Raw genomic sequence first — 16,131 nt, 5'->3', positions numbered from 1 at the left:
CAAAGAATGCGAGCGGTTACTCGTGTTTGTCAACTGCGCAAGGAAGCTGGGGATTTCACGTGCCGGAGCCGACGAAGCCGGAGCACACGCCGAGCAGCCAGGACACCGGGCCGGCCGCGGGCCGGCCGCGCCGGCGCCAGGCCCGCGGCGAGCGCCGCATCGCCCAGCTCCTCGACGCCGCGGCCAGCGTCTTCTGCACGACGGGATACACGGCAGCCAGCACCAACGCCATCGCCCGCGAGGCCGGCGTCTCCCCCGGCACCCTGTACCAGTTCTTCCCGAACAAGGAGGCCATCGCCGTCGAGCTCGGCGGCCGCCTGCTGCACCAGTGGCGCGAGTCCCACGGCGAGGCCCTGAACGCGGCCGCCCTCGACCTCCCGCTCGAAGAGCTGCTGGATGCCGTACTGGACCCGCTCATCGACTTCAACCAGCAGAACCCCGCCTTCGCGGTCCTGATGCACGGCCCCGACACCCCGGGACAGATCACCGACGAGTTCACCACCGTCCACCTGGGCCTGCTCGAACGGATCGAGACACTGATGTCGGGCTACCTGCCCGACACACCCGCCGACGAGATCGCCCGGGTCTCGACGATGATCTTCGTGATCTTCAAGGGGGGACTGGAGCTGGTCATGGCCCACGAGGGCGCGCAGCGTGCGGCGTACACCGATGAACTGAAGAAGGTCCTGCTCCGCTATCTCGACCCGATCCTCGGCGACGCCCTGAGGCCTGCCTGACCTACCCGCGTTCGACCAATACCCCCTAGGGGTATAAAATCAGGATGCCGGGAAGCCACGGAGCCCCCGGCCCACTGGTGCACCATGGCCTCGCCAGGTCCACAGGAAGAGGAGAGCGCGATGACCGCCGAGACGAAGACCGGGATCGAGACTGCGGGGACGACCGGCTCGTGCTGCTCCTCGAACGGCACCGGACACCACGGGCCGTCCGGCGGGCAGGCCGGCGGCGTCACCGTCGTCTACCGGGTGACCGGCATGACCTGCGGGCACTGCGAGGGCGCCGTCAGCAGCGAGATCTCCGCGATCGCCGGGGTCACGTCCGTGACGGCCACGGCCGCGACCGGCCTGGTCACCGTGGTCTCCGACGCCCCGGTCGACGAGGCGGACGTGCGCGCCGCCGTGGACGAGGCCGGCTACGAGCTGGCCGGCACAGCCTGAGCCTGCCCTCCGCCTCCCGCCCTGCCCTGCCCGAGCCCCGCGCCCAGCGCCCAGCGCCCACGATCGAAGCCGGACCCGAGCCCGCCCGCCACGCCTGAGCGCCACCGAACCCGCGGATGCACGGGCGGGCGCGAACACGGTCGGGTGGAGGCAGGGGATCTGCCGCCGGTACGCGGCGTTCTGCGCGTGAACGGCGACGCGATCCGTCTCGTCCGTCGGACTACGGCCATGACCAAAGAGAATCTTTACCGGCCTTCGACCGCGACGACACCACACCGCCTCTGGCCGCATCATGCCTGCTCAACCCCATGATCACCGGATCCACCGTGGCCCTTTCGTCCATGTTTGCGGCATCGGACGACCTGCCACTGCGCTCCTTCCCGTGACTACAAATGGGTCACAAGACCTTCACAAGGAGACCTAGATCACAGATATTTAGGGGTAACCATTACGGCTCCTCGCGAGTCTAAGTGGGCGATGCCAGAACGTCTTGGGGGACGTTCATGGGATGTCTTGGGGGACGTCCCAGGCAAGCGTTGGCCGGGGCACGTGCCCGGGGAGCTTTGAGCGGCCCTCCCGTACGTACCCCGGCAGACCGCGCGTGGAGCTTCTGCAGCCCAGCAGACGCCCGGCCGGATCCCGTGGGGGGAATCCGCTCCGGGGTATGGGAAGCGCCCCGCCCGCCGACCCGTGGGGGGATCGGCAGCGGGGCGCTTTCCGCTGTCAGGGCCCGGCCGGCGGCGGTGCGCTCAGCCGGCCCGCACCGCAGACGTCAGCGGGCCTCGACCGGGACGAAGTCGCGCAGGACCTCGCCGGTGTAGATCTGGCGCGGGCGGCCGATACGGGAACCCGGCTCCTTGATCATCTCGTGCCACTGGGCGATCCAGCCGGGCAGCCGGCCGAGCGCGAACAGCACGGTGAACATCTCGGTCGGGAAGCCCATGGCCCGGTAGATCAGACCCGTGTAGAAGTCCACGTTCGGGTAGAGGTTGCGCGAGACGAAGTAGTCGTCGGAGAGCGCGTGCTCCTCGAGCTTCAGCGCGATGTCGAGCAGCTCGTCGGACTTGCCGAGCGCCGAGAGGACATCGTGCGCCGCCGCCTTGATGATCTTCGCCCGCGGGTCGAAGCTCTTGTAGACGCGGTGGCCGAAGCCCATCAGACGGACGCCGTCCTCCTTGTTCTTCACCTTGCGGATGAAGGAGTCGACGTCGCCGCCGTCCGCCTGGATGCCCTCGAGCATCTCCAGGACCGACTGGTTGGCGCCACCGTGCAGCGGGCCCCACAGGGCGCTGATGCCCGCCGAGATCGAGGCGAACATGTTCGCCTGCGAGGAGCCGACCAGACGCACGGTGGAGGTCGAGCAGTTCTGCTCGTGGTCCGCGTGCAGGATCAGCAGCTTGTCGAGCGCCGAGACCACGACCGGGTCCGGCTCGTACTCCTGCGCCGGGACCGAGAAGGTCATCCGCAGGAAGTTCTCGACGTACCCGAGGTCGTTGCGCGGGTAGACGAAGGGGTGGCCGATCGACTTCTTGTAGGCGTACGCCGCGATCGTCGGCAGCTTGGCGAGCAGCCGGACCGTGGAGAGATGACGCTGCTTCTCGTCGAACGGGTTGTGGCTGTCCTGGTAGAACGTCGACAGCGCACTGACCACCGAGGACAGCATGGCCATCGGGTGCGCGTCGCGCGGGAAGCCGCCGTAGAACCGCTTGACGTCCTCGTGCAGCAGCGTGTGCTGGGTGATCTCACCCCTGAAGGCCGAAAGCTCGTCGACCGTGGGAAGCTCGCCGTTGATCAGCAGGTACGCCACCTCGAGGAAGGTGGAACGCTCGGCCAGCTGCTCGATCGGGTAGCCGCGGTACCGCAGGATGCCCTGCTCGCCGTCGAGGTAGGTGACCGCGGATTTATACGCGGCGGTGTTGCCGTAACCGCTGTCCAGGGTCACCAGACCGGTCTGGGCTCGGAGCTTCCCGATGTCGAAGCCCTTGTCACCGACGGTGCTCTCGACCACCGGGTAGGTGTATTCACCGTCCGCGTACCGCAGTACTACAGAGTTGTCGCTCACGTCATCCCTCACCGACGTAGTGCCTCTTCTTCGAGGTGCCCTGACTGTCTCTACCATCCCCCATTTGGCTCAGGAGAGTGCACTCGGGGTCGACCATTGGGCCTATCGGCGGCACTCAGTGCCGCCAACCTGCTCATCTTGCCCCCTTCGCCCAGCTTGTGGAAGCCGGGGTCCCGTTTCGGAGCAACCGCGGGGCCCTCCTGCCGCGAGCAACCACGACCGGGTAAGGGCAGCCTGATTCCATCGTGCCCCGCGCGGCCGGATCCGGCCGCCGCAAGGCCGTGGCGACGAAGTCAGCCCGCCAGCCGGTGGTCGAGGGCCGTGAAGCGTCTGCCTGCGGAAACGGTGCGCACGGCCTGCCCTATCGCCTTGCGCGAGCCCACCAGCACGACCAGCTTCTTCGCCCGCGTGACGGCCGTGTAGAGGAGGTTGCGCTGGAGCATCATCCAGGCGCCCGTGGTGACAGGGATCACCACGGCCGGATATTCACTCCCCTGGGAGCGGTGGATCGTCACCGCGTAGGCATGCGCCAGCTCGTCCAGCTCGTCGAAGTCGTACGGCACCTCCTCGTCCTCGTCGGTGAGCACCGTCAGGCGCTGGTCGTCGAGGTGGAGCGAGGTGACGACGCCGACCGTGCCGTTGAACACCCCGTTCCGCCCTTTCTCGTAGTTGTTGCGGATCTGGGTGACCTTGTCCCCGACACGGAAGACACGGCCGCCGAAGCGCTTCTCGGGAAGATCGGGACGGGCAGGGGTGATCGCCTGCTGGAGCAGCCCGTTGAGCGTGCCCGCCCCGGCCGGGCCGCGGTGCATGGGGGCGAGCACCTGCACATCCCGCCGCGGATCCAGCCCGAATTTCGCCGGAATGCGACGGGCCGCGACATCCACCGTGAGCCGTCCCGCGTCCTCCGTCTCCTCCTCCACGAAGAGGAAGAAGTCGGCGAGACCCGAAGTGACGGGCTGCAGCCCCGAATTGATCCGGTGTGCGTTGGTGACCACGCCGGACTGCTGGGCCTGGCGGAAGATACGGGTCAGCCGCACGCTGGGCACCGGCCCGCCGTCCGCGAGTAGATCCCGCAGCACCTCACCGGCGCCCACGCTCGGCAGCTGGTCCACGTCACCGACCAGCAGCAGATGCGCGCCGGGCGCCACCGCCTTCACCAGCTTGTTCGCCAGCAGGAGATCCAGCATGGACGCCTCGTCCACCACGACCAGATCGGCGTCGAGCGGCCGGTCCCGGTCGAAGGCCGCGTCGCCGCCGGGCTTGAGCTCCAGCAGCCGGTGCACGGTCGACGCCTCCGCACCGGTCAGCTCGGCCAGCCGCTTGGCAGCCCGGCCGGTCGGCGCCGCCAGCACCACCTTGGCCTTCTTGGCGCGCGCCAGCTCCACGATCGAGCGGACCGTGAACGACTTGCCGCAGCCAGGTCCACCGGTCAGCACGGCGACCTTGGCAGTCAGCGCGAGGCGCACCGCCGCCTCCTGCTCCGGTGCCAGCTTCGCGCCCGTGCGCTGCGCGAGCCAGGCCAGCGCCTTGTCCCAGTCGACGTCCTGGAAGGCGGGCATCCGGTCGTCGTCGGCCCGCAGCAGCCGGCGCAGCTGGCCGGCCAGCGAGAGCTCGGCGCGGTGGAAGGGGACGAGGTACACGGCCGTGACGGGCTCACCGCCGTCCGGGCCGGGCACCTGCTCCCGTACGACGCCCTCCGCGTCGGCCGCGAGCTCGCCGAGGCAGTCGATGACGAGACCGGTGTCCACCTGGAGCAGCTTCACCGCATGGGCGATCAGCTGTTCCTCGGGCAGAAAGCAGTGCCCCTGGTCGCTGGACTGCGACAGGGCGTACTGCAGGCCCGCCTTGACCCGTTCGGGGCTGTCGTGCGGTATGCCGACCGCCTGGGCGATCTTGTCGGCGGTCAGGAAACCGATGCCCCACACATCGGCCGCCAGCCGGTACGGATGGTTCTTGACGACCGAGATGGAGGCGTCCTCGTACTTCTTGTAGATGCGCACCGCGATGGAGGTGGAGACGCCGACGCCCTGGAGGAAGATCATGACCTCCTTGATGGCCTTCTGCTCCTCCCAGGCGGCGCCGATCAGCTTGGTCCGCTTGGGGCCGAGGCCGGGCACCTCGATCAGCTTCTTCGGCTGCTGCTCGATGATGTCGAGGGTGTCGACACCGAAGTGGTCCACGATCCGCTCGGCGATCCTCGGGCCGATGCCCTTGATCAGGCCGGAGCCGAGATAGCGGCGGATGCCCTGGACGGTGGCCGGGAGCACCGTCGTGTAGTTCTCCACCGTGAACTGCTTGCCGTACTGCGGGTGGGAGCCCCAACGGCCCTCCATGCGCAGTGACTCTCCCGGCTGCGCACCGAGCAGCGAGCCGACCACGGTCAGCAGATCGCTGCCGCGGCCGGTGTCGACGCGCGCGACCGTGTACCCGTTCTCCTCGTTGGCGTACGTGATGCGTTCGAGCACGCCTTCGAGGACCGCCAGATTGGACATGGCCCGACGCTACCGCCGAGGTCCGACAGCTCGGAGCGCCTGTGGACGAACCGGCCCCGCGCCCGGGAGCACCTCGGACGCAAAGGGGGCCCGGCCTACCGGCCGGGCCCCTCAGCATCCCCCACCTCAAGGCCCCTTCAGATCCCCCCGGATCCCCACCCCAGGAGCCTTGACGACACATACGACTGCCGTCACTCGGAAAGGGTTGTACGACTTCGCGCAGTAATTTTCTCGACGGCGGTCGGGGCTCATCCACCAAGGTCGTCTCCACCGGTCGGCGTACCTGTGCAGGGAGGCAGGGTCGTGAACGGCACGGCGGTTCGCGCCCCTGGCGGACGCCCGGCGGCGTGCGTGCCCGCGATCCGAACGGCGGACTGCCCGTCCGAGTGATCAACCACGAGGGTCTGCGCTCCGTCGCGCCCGGCGCTCCACGTTGCTCGCGGGAATGCCACCATGGCACCATTCGGCGCGTTGCCGAAAACGGGGATGACATACCGGAGCCTCAACAAACTTCCCGGCTGTCCGAGTTGGGCCAGGAATCAGTGCTGGGAGGACTACTGTCACCGCCGACAGGAGAACCTGCGGCACCTGATGCCTCATCAGCCGGCGAACTGAAACTCGCACGACGGCAGTTTGCACAATTGCTGGGTGAATTCCGGCGTACTGCTGTGCTGGTGCCGTTCGATGCGTACGGGAGCCTGTGGACCGCGGATCAGGGCGGGGTGCGGTGGATCTGTGCGTTCTCGGACGAGGAGGCTTTGGCCGACTTCGCGCAGGCGCGCCCGCTACACAGCACCGGACCCGCTGGGACTGAGCCCGGCCCCCAACCCGTCCACGTATGTCCACAACCCGCACCTCTGGGCGGACCCCCTCGGTCTGAACCCGTGCCCGCCGGTGAGCCTGGCGGAGGCCAAGGCCAAGGCGCTGCGCGACGCCGGGGTACCAGAAGGAGCGGAGCCATTCGATTCAACGGACTACGCACGCAATGGCCACCAAGCCCGACTACCAGGGCGGTGGCGCGCAGCTGGGCCCTGACGGCAAGCCGATCTTCTATCGTGAAGAGTGGTACGAGACGGCCGACGGAGACATCATCCTCTTCCAGGATCATCATTTTGGTCACCAGAAGCCCGGTGAACCTGGGTATCAGGGGCCGCATGTCCATGTACGGCCCTACGAGGACACGCGCAATGGGCAGATCCCCGGCTGTGAGGAGCATTACTACTATGACCCTGAACTGGGCTGACCTCGTGCAGAATCCACATGAATTGCTGGCTCTCTACTCGGAGCTGCCCGGCCTGGATTCCGTGACCGTGCGATCCGTGCATCTGAACAGCTACGGACCTGCGCTGACGCTCCGTGTCGATCTCCCCGCATTCCCGTCGAACCCTCCCGAGGAGTGGCTCGCGGCGGGGCGCAACCGCCTCCAGCTCCACATTCAGTTCATCGCGGTCGCACACCTGGAGATGACGGGGTGGGGACCGCATGCCTCGGCTGACATCGCCATCGCCGACGCCGGAGCCTGCCGTATCGCCGTCAGGATCGATTCGAGTTCGTTCGTCCTGACATTCGAGGCGTCCGATGCCATCGTGGTCGGCCATCCGAGTGTGTTTTCCGCAGGCGAGGACGGATCCGACTCAGGGCCGCACCAGTTCCTCAAACGGCTCGACGCCCGAAAGTTCGAAAAGATTCCGGCTGCCGACGAGAAGACATTCTATGAACACATCTGACTGGGCAGCCCTGCTCGCCGAACCAGAGCGCGTGCGGGACGTTTTCGTCACTGTTCCGGACCTGGACGAGTGCAGGCTCTTCTATTTTCACATCGACGAGCGGGACACCAGTGTGACCCTGGGCCTCGACCTGCGGGTCGATCCGCGCATGCTTCTTCCTGAGCGGGGACGGCGGGACACCAACGCATTCGAGTTCTTCATCGTCTTCAATTCGGTGAAAGACCTGCGCATCAGCGGCTGGGGAGGAGTGATCGACCGGTCAGTGACCCTGTTGCCGTGCGACGACGGAGGCCTCGCCGTGTCCATCGAAGGCGCCGAGGAGGCCATTGCCTTTCGTGCCGAGGGCGCGTCGTTCTCCCGTTCCAGGTTCTACCTCGCATCGGACAGCGCGTAGCGCATTCACGCGGACAGCGTTCCGCCCTCCCGTCAGAACGCCTCCGACACGAACCTCACCGTCGTCTCCTCCAGTACCTCCACCCCGTCCCTCGCCCACAGGCCGTCGTTGAACAGCTCCACCTCGATCAGCCCTGTCCACCCTGCCGACTCCACGCGCTCCCGCCAGGCACGCAGGTCCACCGCGCCGTCGCCCAGTTGGCCGCGGCCGTACAGCACCCCGGCCGGCAACGGGGTGATCCAGTCCGCCAGTTGGAAGGAGTGGATACGGCCCGCGGCCCCCGCGCGGGCCACCGCTGACGGGGCCTGGTCGTCCCACCAGATGTGATACGTGTCCACCACCACGCCCACCTGGTCCGCCGGGAATCGTTCGGCCAGGTCCAGGGCCTGAGTCAGGGTGGAGACCACACAGCGGTCCGAGGCGAACATCGGGTGCAGCGGCTCGATCGCCAGGCGGACGCCGCGCTCCCCCGCGTAGGGGGCCAGCTCGGACAGCGCGTCGGCGATCCGCTCGCGGGCGGCGGCCAGGTCGCGCTCGCCGTCCGGGAGGCCGCCGGAGACGAGGACCAGGGTGTCCGTGCCCAGCGCCGCCGCTTCGTCGATCGCCGCGCGGTTGTCGGCCAGGGCGCGGTCCCGCTCGTCCGCGTCGACCGCCGTCAGGAAGCCGCCGCGGCACAGGGAAGTGACCGTCAGGCCGGCGTCGCGTACGAGTTCCGCCGCCGGCTGAAGGCCGTACGCGGCGACCGGTTCGCGCCACAGGCCCACGCCCGGGATGCCGAGGCGGACGCACGCGTCCGTGAGCTCGGGCAGGGGCAGTTGCTTCACCGTCATCTGGTTGATGCTCAGGCGCGCACGGTTCACCGGTGCACCCCGTAGACGGCCAGCAGAGACTTCATACGGGACTCCGCCTGTACCGGATCGGGGAACAGGCCGAGCCTGTCGGCCAGTTCGTAGGCCCGGCACAAATGCGGCAGGGAGCGCGCGGACTGCAGGCCGCCCACCATCGAGAAGTGCGACTGGTGCCCGGCGAGCCAGGCCAGCAGCACAACGCCCGTCTTGTAGAAGCGCGTCGGCTCCTCGAACAGATGGCGGGCCAGCTCGACCGTCGGGTCGAGCAGCGTGCGGAAGCCCGCCGTGTCCCCCGCGTCCAGAGCGCGTACCGCCTCGGCCGCCCGCGGGCCCAGCGGGTCGAAGATGCCGAGCATGGCATGGCTGAAGCCGACTTCGTCGCCCGCGATCAGTTCGGGATAGTGGAAGTCGTCGCCGGTGTAACAGCGCACGCCCTCCGGCAGCCGCCTGCGCAGGCCGATCTCGCGCTCCGCGTCGAGCAGCGAGATCTTGATGCCGTCGACCTTGTCCGGGTGCTCGGCGATGATTTCGAGGAAGGCCGAGGTCGCGGCATCCAGGTCGGAGCTGCCCCAGTAGCCCTCGAGCGCCGGATCGAACATCGGCCCGAGCCAGTGCACGATCACCGGCTGCGAGGCCTGGCGCAGCAGGGGCGAGTAGACGGCGTGATAGTCGTCGGGCGTGCGGGCGGTGGCCGCGAGGGCACGGGACGCCATGAGGATCGCGCGGGCGCCGCACTCCTCGACGAGGGCCAGCTGCTCCTCGTACGCGCCGCGGACGCCCGCGAGGCCGACAGGACCCGCCTGCCCGTCGGTGCCGGCCCCGCAGGCGATCGTGCCGCCGACCGCCTTGGCCTCGGCCGCCGAGCGCCGGATCAGCTCGGCCGCGCCCGCCCGGTCCAGGCCCATGCCGCGCTGCGCGGTGTCCATCGCCTCGGCGACGCCGAGACCGTGCGACCACAGATGGCGGCGGAAGGCGAGCGTCGCGTCCCAGTCGACGGCCGCGGGCGCATCGGGGTGGGTGTCGGCGTACGGGTCGGCCACGACATGCGCCGCGGCGAAGACCGTACGGGAGGTGAGCGGGGCGCCGCCCGCCGCGACGGGGGCGGGCTCGGCGCGCGGCTCGTACGTGTACAACCCGCCGTCCGGGTGCGGTAGTTCGATGGTCACAGGGCCAGCTCCGGCACGCTGATGCGCCGCCCCTCGGCGGACGAACGCAAGCCGAGCTCGGCGAGCTGTACGCCGCGCGCACCCGCCAGCAGGTCCCAGCGGTACGGCTCACCGAGGACGACATGGCGCAGGAACAGCTCCCACTGGGCCTTGAAGCCGTTGTCGAACACGGCGTTGTCCGGGACCTCCTGCCACTGGTCGCGGAAGGACCTTGTGCCGGGCCCGTCCGGGTTCCACACGGGCTTGGGGGTGGCGCTGCGGTGCTGGACGCGGCAGTGGCGCAGGCCGGCGACCGCCGAGCCGTGGGTGCCGTCGACCTGGAACTCGACGAGTTCGTCGCGGTTGACCCGGACCGTCCAGGAGGAGTTGATCTGGGCGACGGCGCCGCCGTCCAGCTGGAAGATGCCGTACGCGGCGTCGTCGGCGGTCGCCGCGTACGGCTTGCCCTGCTCGTCCCAGCGCTGCGGGATGTGGGTGGTGAGGTGCGCGGTGACCGAGACGACCCTGCTGAACAGCTCGTGCAGTACGTACTCCCAGTGCGGGAACATGTCGACGGCGATGCCGCCTCCGTCCTCGCTGCGGTAGTTCCAGCTGGGGCGCTGCGCCTCCTGCCAGTCGCCCTCGAAGACCCAGTAGCCGAACTCGCCGCGCACGGAGAGGATCCGGCCGAAGAAGCCGCCGTCGACGAGGCGCTTCAGCTTCACCAGTCCCGGCAGGAAGATCTTGTCCTGGACGACGCCGTGCCTGATACCGGCCGCCTCGGCGAGCCGGGCCAGCTCCAGGGCGCCGGCGAGGTCGGTGGCGGTCGGCTTCTCGGTGTAGATGTGCTTGCCCGCCGCGATCGCCTTCTTCAGTGCTCCGACGCGGGCGGAGGTGGCCTGCGCGTCGAAGTAGATGTCGATGCTGTCGTCGGCGAGTACGGAGTCGAGATCGGTCGAAACCTCCGTGAGGCCGTGCCGCTCCGCGATCTCGCGCAGGGCGTGCTCGCGACGCCCGACGAGAACGGGCTCGGGCCACAGGACGTCGCCGTCACCGAGGCGGAGGCCGCCCTGATCGCGTACCGCGAGGATGGAGCGGACCAGGTGCTGGCGGTGGCCCATCCGTCCGGTGACGCCGTTCATGGCGATCCGCACTGTCCTGCGTGTCACGAAGCTTCCTCCGTTCCGCTCGGATTTCCCGAGTTCTTTGGATTTGAGAGTAGCAAGCGCTTTCTACACGATATGAAGCTAGCCTGCCGACAGCGCCCCGGACAAGGGGTCGCTCCATCTCCCGCGGAGGCAAGCGATGACAGTCACCCTGGCGGACGTGGCCGCCCGCGCCCGGGTGTCCCCGGCCACGGTCTCCCGCGTACTGAACGGCAACTACCCGGTCGCCGCATCGACCCGCGAGCGGGTCCTGCGGGCGGTGGACGAGCTGGACTACGTACTCAACGGCCCGGCCAGCTCGCTGGCCGCGGCCACCTCCGACCTTGTCGGCGTCCTCGTCAACGACATCGCCGACCCGTTCTTCGGGATCATGGCCGGGGCCGCGCAGACCGAGATCGGGGGCCGGCAGGGGACCGGGCGGGCCGGCGGCGAGAAGCTGGCCGTCGTGTGCAACACCGGGGGCTCCCCGGAGCGCGAACTGACCTACCTCACGCTGCTGCAGCGCCAGCGCGCGGCGGCCGTGGTACTGACCGGCGGCGCGGTCGAGGACCCGGCCCACATCGCGGCGATGAGCGCGAAGCTGTCGAAGCTGGCGGACGCGGGGACGAGGGTGGTGCTGTGCGGGCGGCCTCCGCTGCCGGGCAGCAACGCGATCGTCGCCGCGCTCGCCTTCGACAACCGCGGCGGTGGGCGGCGGCTGACCGAGCACCTGATCACCCTGGGCCACCGGAGGATCGGCTACATCGCCGGGCCGGTGGAGCGCACCACGACCCGGCACCGGCTGGAGGGCCACCGGGCGGCGATGGCGGCCGAGGGGCTCGGCGAGGAGGCCGGTCTGGACCGGCTGACGGTGTACGGCCCGTACGACCGCCGCTCCGGCTACGACGCCGCCCAGGAACTGCTGCGCAGGGACCCCGGCCTGACGGCGATCGTCGCGGCGAACGACACGGTGGCACTGGGCGCCTGCGCGGCGCTGCGCGACCAGGGCCTGCGCATCCCGCACGACGTCTCGGTGGCCGGCTTCGACGATCTGCCCTTCGCGGTCGACGTGGTCCCGTCACTGACGACGGTCCGCCTCCCGCTGTTCGAGGCGGGCGCCCGCGCCGGGCGTCTGGCGATGGGCGCCGAGGCGCCTCCGCCGGGGGGTATAGCGACGATCTCCGCGGAGCTCATGTCGAGGGACTCGACGGCTCCGCCGCGGGCTCGCTGACGCCCGACGGCCCCGCGACCCGGACGGGCCGGGGCCGGGCCGGCCCTCCGCCGCGATGCCGGTCCCCCGCGCCTGCCCCGATGCCCTGGCCCTGTTCACTGCCCCTCCGGCTCCTGGTGCAGGACGACGCGGGCGCGGGCCTTGCCGGGTCGCACCCACGGGCCTACCGTTGACTCAGTCAAAGGAAAGCTCGGAGTCCCCCATGCCCATCCATGAGATCCGCGCCTTCAACCGCTTCTACACCAACCTCATCGGCGCGCTCGACTACGGCAAACACCTCTACACCCCGTACACCCTCACCGAGTCCCGGGTGCTCTACGAGCTCGCCCACAGTCCGCGTACGGACGCCGCCGATCTGCGGGCCGAACTGTCGCTGGATGCCGGGTATCTGAGCCGGCTGCTCGCCGGGTTCGAGCGCGACGGGCTGGTGGCCCGGGGGCCGTCCGAGGTGGATCCGCGGCGGCAGCGGATCACGCTCACCGCGAAGGGGCGCGAGGCCGCCGCACTCCTCGACGAACGGTCGCGGCAGGCGGTCGGCGCCCTGCTCGACGGGGTGCCGGCGCACGAGCAGGAGCGGCTCACCGAGGCGCTGCGTACGGTACGGGGGGTCCTGTCCGGCGCCCGGCCCGCGGCGCGTCACGAGGGGCCTGTGCTGCGCGAGCCCGTCGCCGGCGACCTGGGATGGGTCGTGCAGCGGCACGGCGCCCTGTATGCCGCCGAGTTCGGGTGGAACGCCGATTTCGAGGGCCTGGTCGCCCGGATCGTCGCGGACTTCGCGCAGGATCACGACCCGCACCTGGAACGGGTGTGGATCGCCGAGCTGGACGGGCGGCCGGTGGGATCGGTGATGTGCGTGCGGGACGAAGCGCCTGCCACGGCACGGCTGCGGCTGCTGCTCGTCGAACCAGAGGTGCGCGGGCAGGGTCTCGGCGACCGGCTGGTGCGCACCGCCGTGGATTTCGCGCGCGAAGCGGGGTACCGGGACATGGTGCTGTGGACCAACGACGTACTGGCCGGGGCCCGCCGGATCTACCAGCGGGCCGGGTTCACGCTCGTCTCCGAGAAGCCGCACCGCTCCTACGGAGTGGATCTGGTGGGCCAGGACTGGCGGCTGCCCCTGAAGGAAGGAACGGCCGGATGAAGTTCGCGTTCTCGACACTGGGCGTGCCCGGCATGCCCGTCGCCCAGGTGGCCGCCCTCGCCGCGGACACCGGATACCAGGGTGTGGAGCTGCGAGCGCACCCGGAGGAACCGGTGCACCAGGGCATCGGCGCACGCGAACGGGCCGAGGTGGTGAGGGAGTTCGAGCAGGCAGGCGTCGAGGTCCTCACGGTGGCGGGGTACGCGCGGGTCGCGGCGGCGGGCGACGACGGCCCGGTGCACGAGGAGCTCGACGAACTGCTGCGGCTCGCCCGCGACGTGGGGGCGTCCTACGTCCGCGTCTTTCCGGGCGGCGGCGATCAGGACGCCGGCGACGCCGATGCGCTCGCCGCCCGCCGGCTCGGGGCGGCCGCGGAGACCGCGGCGGAGTCCGGCGTACGGATCCTGCTGGAGACGCACGACTCGCACCGCACCGGAGCCGACGTGTCCCGCATCCTCGGCACGGTCGGTCACCGGAACGCGGGCGCGCTGTGGGACGTGCTGCACCCCTGGCTGGGCGGCGAGGAGCCCGAGCAGACGCGTGCGGCGCTCGGCCCGTACCTCGGATACGTACAGGTCAAGGACGTCGTGTCCGGCGAGAACCTCGCCCCCGTGCCTCTCGGGGAGGGGGCGCTGCCGCTCGGCCGGTGCCTGGGGCTTCTGGACGAGGACGGCTGGGTGTGCTGGGAGTACGAGAAGCGCTGGTACCCGCAGGCGGCGGAGCTGCCGGGGCTGCTGACGGCGGGCCGGGAGCATCTGCTCGGGCTGGTTCCGGGGGCGTGAGCGTCAGGTCCGGGCAACTGTCGGTGTCTCCCGCTGCGGCTGCGTCCCGGCCTGATCCGCCGACGGGGTCGCGGGCCTTCGCCGGCCCGGCAGGGACGTGAGCGCCACCCCGCCCATGAGCAGCGCCGCCGCGCACCAGCGCAGCGGGCTGATCGCCTCGCCGAGGAAGAGCGCGGCCGACGACATGCCGAAGACCGGGACCAGCAGCGAGAACGGCGCCACCGACGAGGCGGGGTGACGGCGCAGGAGCCAACCCCATACTCCGAAGCCGAAGATGGTGGTGACCCACGCGACGTAGAGGACGACTCCCACGCCGGTCCAGTCCAGTGCCCGCAGCGCCGCCAGATCGCGGCGCGGGCCTTCGGTCAGCAACGAGAGGACGATCAGCGGGAGTACGGGGACCGTGCTCACCCACACCATGAAGTTGAGCGCGTCCGGCGGGGCGGCCTTGCGGGTCAGGACGTTGGACACACCCCAGCAGGCCGCGGCCGCGATGACCAGGACGAAGCCGGACAGCGGACCCGAGGCGCCCTCGTCGACGGCTGCGACGGCGATGCCCGCGAGGGCGACGGCCATGCCCAGCGTCCGTACCCGGCCCGGCCGTTCGCCGAGGGCGGCGAAGGCGAACAGAGCCGTGAAGACCGCCTGGCTCTGCAGGACCAGGGAGGACAGACCGGCCGGAGCGCCTTGGTCCATGCCCGTGAAGAGCAGACCGAACTTGGCGACGCCCAGGACCAGGCCGACGCCGACGATCCACTTCCAGGCGACCTTCGGCCGTCCGACGAGGAAGAGCGCGGGCAGTGCGGCGGCCAGGAAACGCAGGGCGGAGAAGAGCAGCGGCGGGAAGCGGCCGAGGCCGATCTCGATGACGACGAAGTTGACCCCCCAGACGGCGGCGACCAGGGCGGCGAGGGCGATATGAGCGGGACGCATGCCACCGAGCATCACCGCACGGGACCATGTAGCACCAGCGCGAGTTCCTTCATGATTGGATGAAGCGCTGCTTACGAAAGACACGGGGAAGCGGCAGACACCGGGAAACGGCAGGAAGCGAGAAGATCGTGCTCGACCTCGGCCGGCTGCGCGCCCTGCACGCGGTCTCCGTCCACGGCACGGTCGGCGCCGCGGCCGCCGCGCTCGGCTACACACCGTCCGCCGTCTCCCAGCAGATCGCGAAGCTGGAGAGGGAGACCCGCACCACGCTCCTCGAACGCCAGGGGCGTGGTGTGCGCCTGACCGACGAGGCCCACCAACTGGCCGCCACCGCACAGCAGTTGCTGTCGCTGGTCGAGAAGGCCGAGGTGCGGCTCGAGGAGCGGCGCGGTGAGCCGTCGGGGCGGCTCGCGATCGCCTGCTTCGCCAGCGCCGCCCGCGGCCTGATGCCCCTGGCCCTGGCCGATCTCGCCCGTCGGCACCCCTGCCTGGACGCCCGGTTGCAGGAGGTCGACCCGCATCTGTCGATCGAGCTCGTCGCCCGCGGCGCGATCGACCTGGCGGTGGCCCACGACTGGGACATCGCGCCGATGCCGACGCCGCCCGGCGTGGAGCAGGCGGTCATCGGCGACGATCTGTGCGACGTCCTGGTACCGGCGGGCCATCCGCTGGCCGCCGCGCGGTCCGTGCGGCGCGAAGAGCTCGGTCGGGAGCGGTGGATCTCCCAGCCTCCCGGTACGGTGTGCCACGACTGGCTGATGCGCACGCTGCGGGCATCGGGTCATGAGCCGCTGGTGGTCCACCGGGCCGAGGAGAACCACACCCAGGTCGCCCTGGTCGCCGCGGGGCTCGGTATCGCGCTGGTTCCCCGGCTGGGCCGCGGCCCGCTTCCGCCCGAGGTCACCGCCGTACAGCTGGATCCGGTGCCGATGCGCAGGCTGCGTGCCCTGTGGCGTACAGGCGCGGCCAGGCGGCCCGCGATCACCGAGACGGTACGCACCCTCCAGGAGTGGTGGCCGCGGGTCGCCCACCATTCCTGAGCGACCGGTCACG

At 70.1% G+C, this 16,131-nt stretch carries 15 protein-coding genes and 1 pseudogene; 10 read left to right on the top strand and 6 right to left on the bottom strand.

Annotated elements, in window-relative coordinates:
* The first annotated feature begins 59 nt into the window (after positions 1 to 59).
* Entirely contained in the window at positions 60 to 737 is a 678-nt protein-coding gene (locus OHS70_RS24200; protein WP_328400427.1) for a TetR/AcrR family transcriptional regulator, read from the top strand.
* A gap of 120 nt (positions 738 to 857) precedes the next feature.
* Positions 858 to 1,175 carry a heavy-metal-associated domain-containing protein gene (locus OHS70_RS24195; protein WP_328400425.1) on the top strand — a complete coding sequence of 106 codons (318 nt, stop codon included), beginning with the start codon at positions 858 to 860 and terminating at the stop codon, positions 1,173 to 1,175.
* 772 nt (positions 1,176 to 1,947) lie between these two features.
* On the opposite strand, the gene OHS70_RS24190 is transcribed toward OHS70_RS24195, so the two are convergent.
* Together OHS70_RS24190 and recD2 are read right to left on the bottom strand one after the other, a co-directional pair.
* On the bottom strand, positions 1,948 to 3,237 hold the full coding sequence (locus OHS70_RS24190) for a citrate synthase (RefSeq protein WP_328400423.1): 1,290 nt from the start codon (positions 3,235 to 3,237) through the stop codon (positions 1,948 to 1,950).
* Between the two features lie 293 nt (positions 3,238 to 3,530).
* The gene (gene recD2 / locus OHS70_RS24185) at positions 3,531 to 5,732 is read right to left on the bottom strand and encodes an SF1B family DNA helicase RecD2 (protein WP_328400421.1); all 2,202 of its coding nucleotides are present in this window, start codon (positions 5,730 to 5,732) and stop codon (positions 3,531 to 3,533) included.
* Between the two features lie 557 nt (positions 5,733 to 6,289).
* On the opposite strand from recD2, the pseudogene OHS70_RS39115 reads away from it, so the two are divergent.
* From OHS70_RS39115 to OHS70_RS24165, 4 genes and pseudogenes are all read left to right on the top strand, one after another.
* Positions 6,290 to 6,514 (top strand): annotated as a pseudogene (locus tag OHS70_RS39115) (SseB family protein); the annotation flags it as partial.
* 203 nt (positions 6,515 to 6,717) lie between these two features.
* On the top strand, positions 6,718 to 6,975 hold the full coding sequence (locus OHS70_RS24175) for an HNH/endonuclease VII fold putative polymorphic toxin (RefSeq protein ID WP_328400419.1): 258 nt from the start codon (positions 6,718 to 6,720) through the stop codon (positions 6,973 to 6,975).
* Complete coding sequence (locus OHS70_RS24170) at positions 6,956 to 7,459, top strand: Imm50 family immunity protein (protein ID WP_328405863.1); 504 nt, start codon at positions 6,956 to 6,958, stop codon at positions 7,457 to 7,459. The genes OHS70_RS24175 and OHS70_RS24170 overlap by 20 nt, the downstream gene beginning before the upstream one ends.
* Positions 7,446 to 7,853: an Imm50 family immunity protein gene (locus OHS70_RS24165; RefSeq protein ID WP_328400417.1), complete on the top strand. Its 408-nt coding sequence runs from the start codon at positions 7,446 to 7,448 to the stop codon at positions 7,851 to 7,853. The genes OHS70_RS24170 and OHS70_RS24165 overlap by 14 nt, the downstream gene beginning before the upstream one ends.
* A gap of 32 nt (positions 7,854 to 7,885) precedes the next feature.
* Here OHS70_RS24165 and OHS70_RS24160 read toward each other — a convergent pair whose 3' ends face one another.
* From OHS70_RS24160 to OHS70_RS24150, 3 genes are read right to left on the bottom strand one after another with little or no spacing between them, the layout of a single operon-like run.
* Positions 7,886 to 8,683 (bottom strand): sugar phosphate isomerase/epimerase family protein, encoded by a 798-nt coding sequence (locus OHS70_RS24160; protein ID WP_328405861.1) that lies wholly within the window; start codon positions 8,681 to 8,683, stop codon positions 7,886 to 7,888.
* A 26-nt stretch (positions 8,684 to 8,709) separates the two neighbouring features.
* The gene (locus OHS70_RS24155) at positions 8,710 to 9,867 is read right to left on the bottom strand and encodes a dihydrodipicolinate synthase family protein (protein ID WP_328400415.1); all 1,158 of its coding nucleotides are present in this window, start codon (positions 9,865 to 9,867) and stop codon (positions 8,710 to 8,712) included.
* The gene (locus OHS70_RS24150; protein ID WP_328400413.1) at positions 9,864 to 11,015 is read right to left on the bottom strand and encodes a Gfo/Idh/MocA family protein; all 1,152 of its coding nucleotides are present in this window, start codon (positions 11,013 to 11,015) and stop codon (positions 9,864 to 9,866) included. Before OHS70_RS24150 ends, OHS70_RS24155 begins: the two co-directional genes overlap by 4 nt.
* 136 nt (positions 11,016 to 11,151) lie before the next feature.
* Here OHS70_RS24150 and OHS70_RS24145 point away from each other — a divergent pair, with 136 nt between their 5' ends.
* The 3 genes from OHS70_RS24145 to OHS70_RS24135 all read left to right on the top strand — a co-directional run bounded on the left by OHS70_RS24145 (position 11,152) and on the right by OHS70_RS24135 (position 14,145).
* Positions 11,152 to 12,222, top strand: a complete 1,071-nt coding sequence (locus tag OHS70_RS24145; protein WP_328400411.1) for a LacI family DNA-binding transcriptional regulator — start codon at positions 11,152 to 11,154, stop codon at positions 12,220 to 12,222.
* 202 nt (positions 12,223 to 12,424) lie between these two features.
* Positions 12,425 to 13,363: a bifunctional helix-turn-helix transcriptional regulator/GNAT family N-acetyltransferase gene (locus OHS70_RS24140; RefSeq protein WP_328400409.1), complete on the top strand. Its 939-nt coding sequence runs from the start codon at positions 12,425 to 12,427 to the stop codon at positions 13,361 to 13,363.
* Positions 13,360 to 14,145, top strand: a complete 786-nt coding sequence (locus OHS70_RS24135; protein ID WP_328400406.1) for a sugar phosphate isomerase/epimerase family protein — start codon at positions 13,360 to 13,362, stop codon at positions 14,143 to 14,145. Before OHS70_RS24140 ends, OHS70_RS24135 begins: the two co-directional genes overlap by 4 nt.
* Positions 14,146 to 14,148: 3 nt before the next feature.
* Here the strand turns inward: OHS70_RS24135 and OHS70_RS24130 are convergent, their stop codons facing one another.
* Entirely contained in the window at positions 14,149 to 15,078 is a 930-nt protein-coding gene (locus tag OHS70_RS24130) for an EamA family transporter (RefSeq protein WP_328400404.1), read from the bottom strand.
* 128 nt (positions 15,079 to 15,206) lie between these two features.
* Here OHS70_RS24130 and OHS70_RS24125 point away from each other — a divergent pair, with 128 nt between their 5' ends.
* Positions 15,207 to 16,118: a LysR family transcriptional regulator gene (locus OHS70_RS24125; protein ID WP_328400402.1), complete on the top strand. Its 912-nt coding sequence runs from the start codon at positions 15,207 to 15,209 to the stop codon at positions 16,116 to 16,118.
* Positions 16,119 to 16,131 lie beyond the last annotated feature (13 nt).

This window comes from Streptomyces sp. NBC_00390 (assembly GCF_036057275.1).
Taxonomy (GTDB): Bacteria; Actinomycetota; Actinomycetes; order Streptomycetales; family Streptomycetaceae; genus Streptomyces.
The sequence above is the reverse complement of the archived record's forward strand: the minus strand, read 5'-3'. Positions and strand labels throughout refer to the sequence as shown.

Bases quoted from the DNA above. Each gene is read 5' to 3' on its own strand.
- OHS70_RS24160 (WP_328405861.1), bottom strand. From the start codon at position 8,683: ATGACGGTGAAGCAACTGCCCCTGCCCGAGCTCACGGACGCGTGCGTC.
- OHS70_RS24170 (WP_328405863.1), top strand. From the start codon at position 6,956: ATGACCCTGAACTGGGCTGACCTCGTGCAGAATCCACATGAATTGCTG.
- OHS70_RS24140 (WP_328400409.1), top strand. From the start codon at position 12,425: ATGCCCATCCATGAGATCCGCGCCTTCAACCGCTTCTACACCAACCTC.
- OHS70_RS24165 (WP_328400417.1), top strand. From the start codon at position 7,446: ATGAACACATCTGACTGGGCAGCCCTGCTCGCCGAACCAGAGCGCGTG.
- OHS70_RS24135 (WP_328400406.1), top strand. From the start codon at position 13,360: ATGAAGTTCGCGTTCTCGACACTGGGCGTGCCCGGCATGCCCGTCGCC.
- OHS70_RS24145 (WP_328400411.1), top strand. From the start codon at position 11,152: ATGACAGTCACCCTGGCGGACGTGGCCGCCCGCGCCCGGGTGTCCCCG.
- OHS70_RS24195 (WP_328400425.1), top strand. From the start codon at position 858: ATGACCGCCGAGACGAAGACCGGGATCGAGACTGCGGGGACGACCGGC.
- OHS70_RS24130 (WP_328400404.1), bottom strand. From the start codon at position 15,078: ATGCGTCCCGCTCATATCGCCCTCGCCGCCCTGGTCGCCGCCGTCTGG.
- recD2 (WP_328400421.1), bottom strand. From the start codon at position 5,732: ATGTCCAATCTGGCGGTCCTCGAAGGCGTGCTCGAACGCATCACGTAC.
- OHS70_RS24175 (WP_328400419.1), top strand. From the start codon at position 6,718: ATGGCCACCAAGCCCGACTACCAGGGCGGTGGCGCGCAGCTGGGCCCT.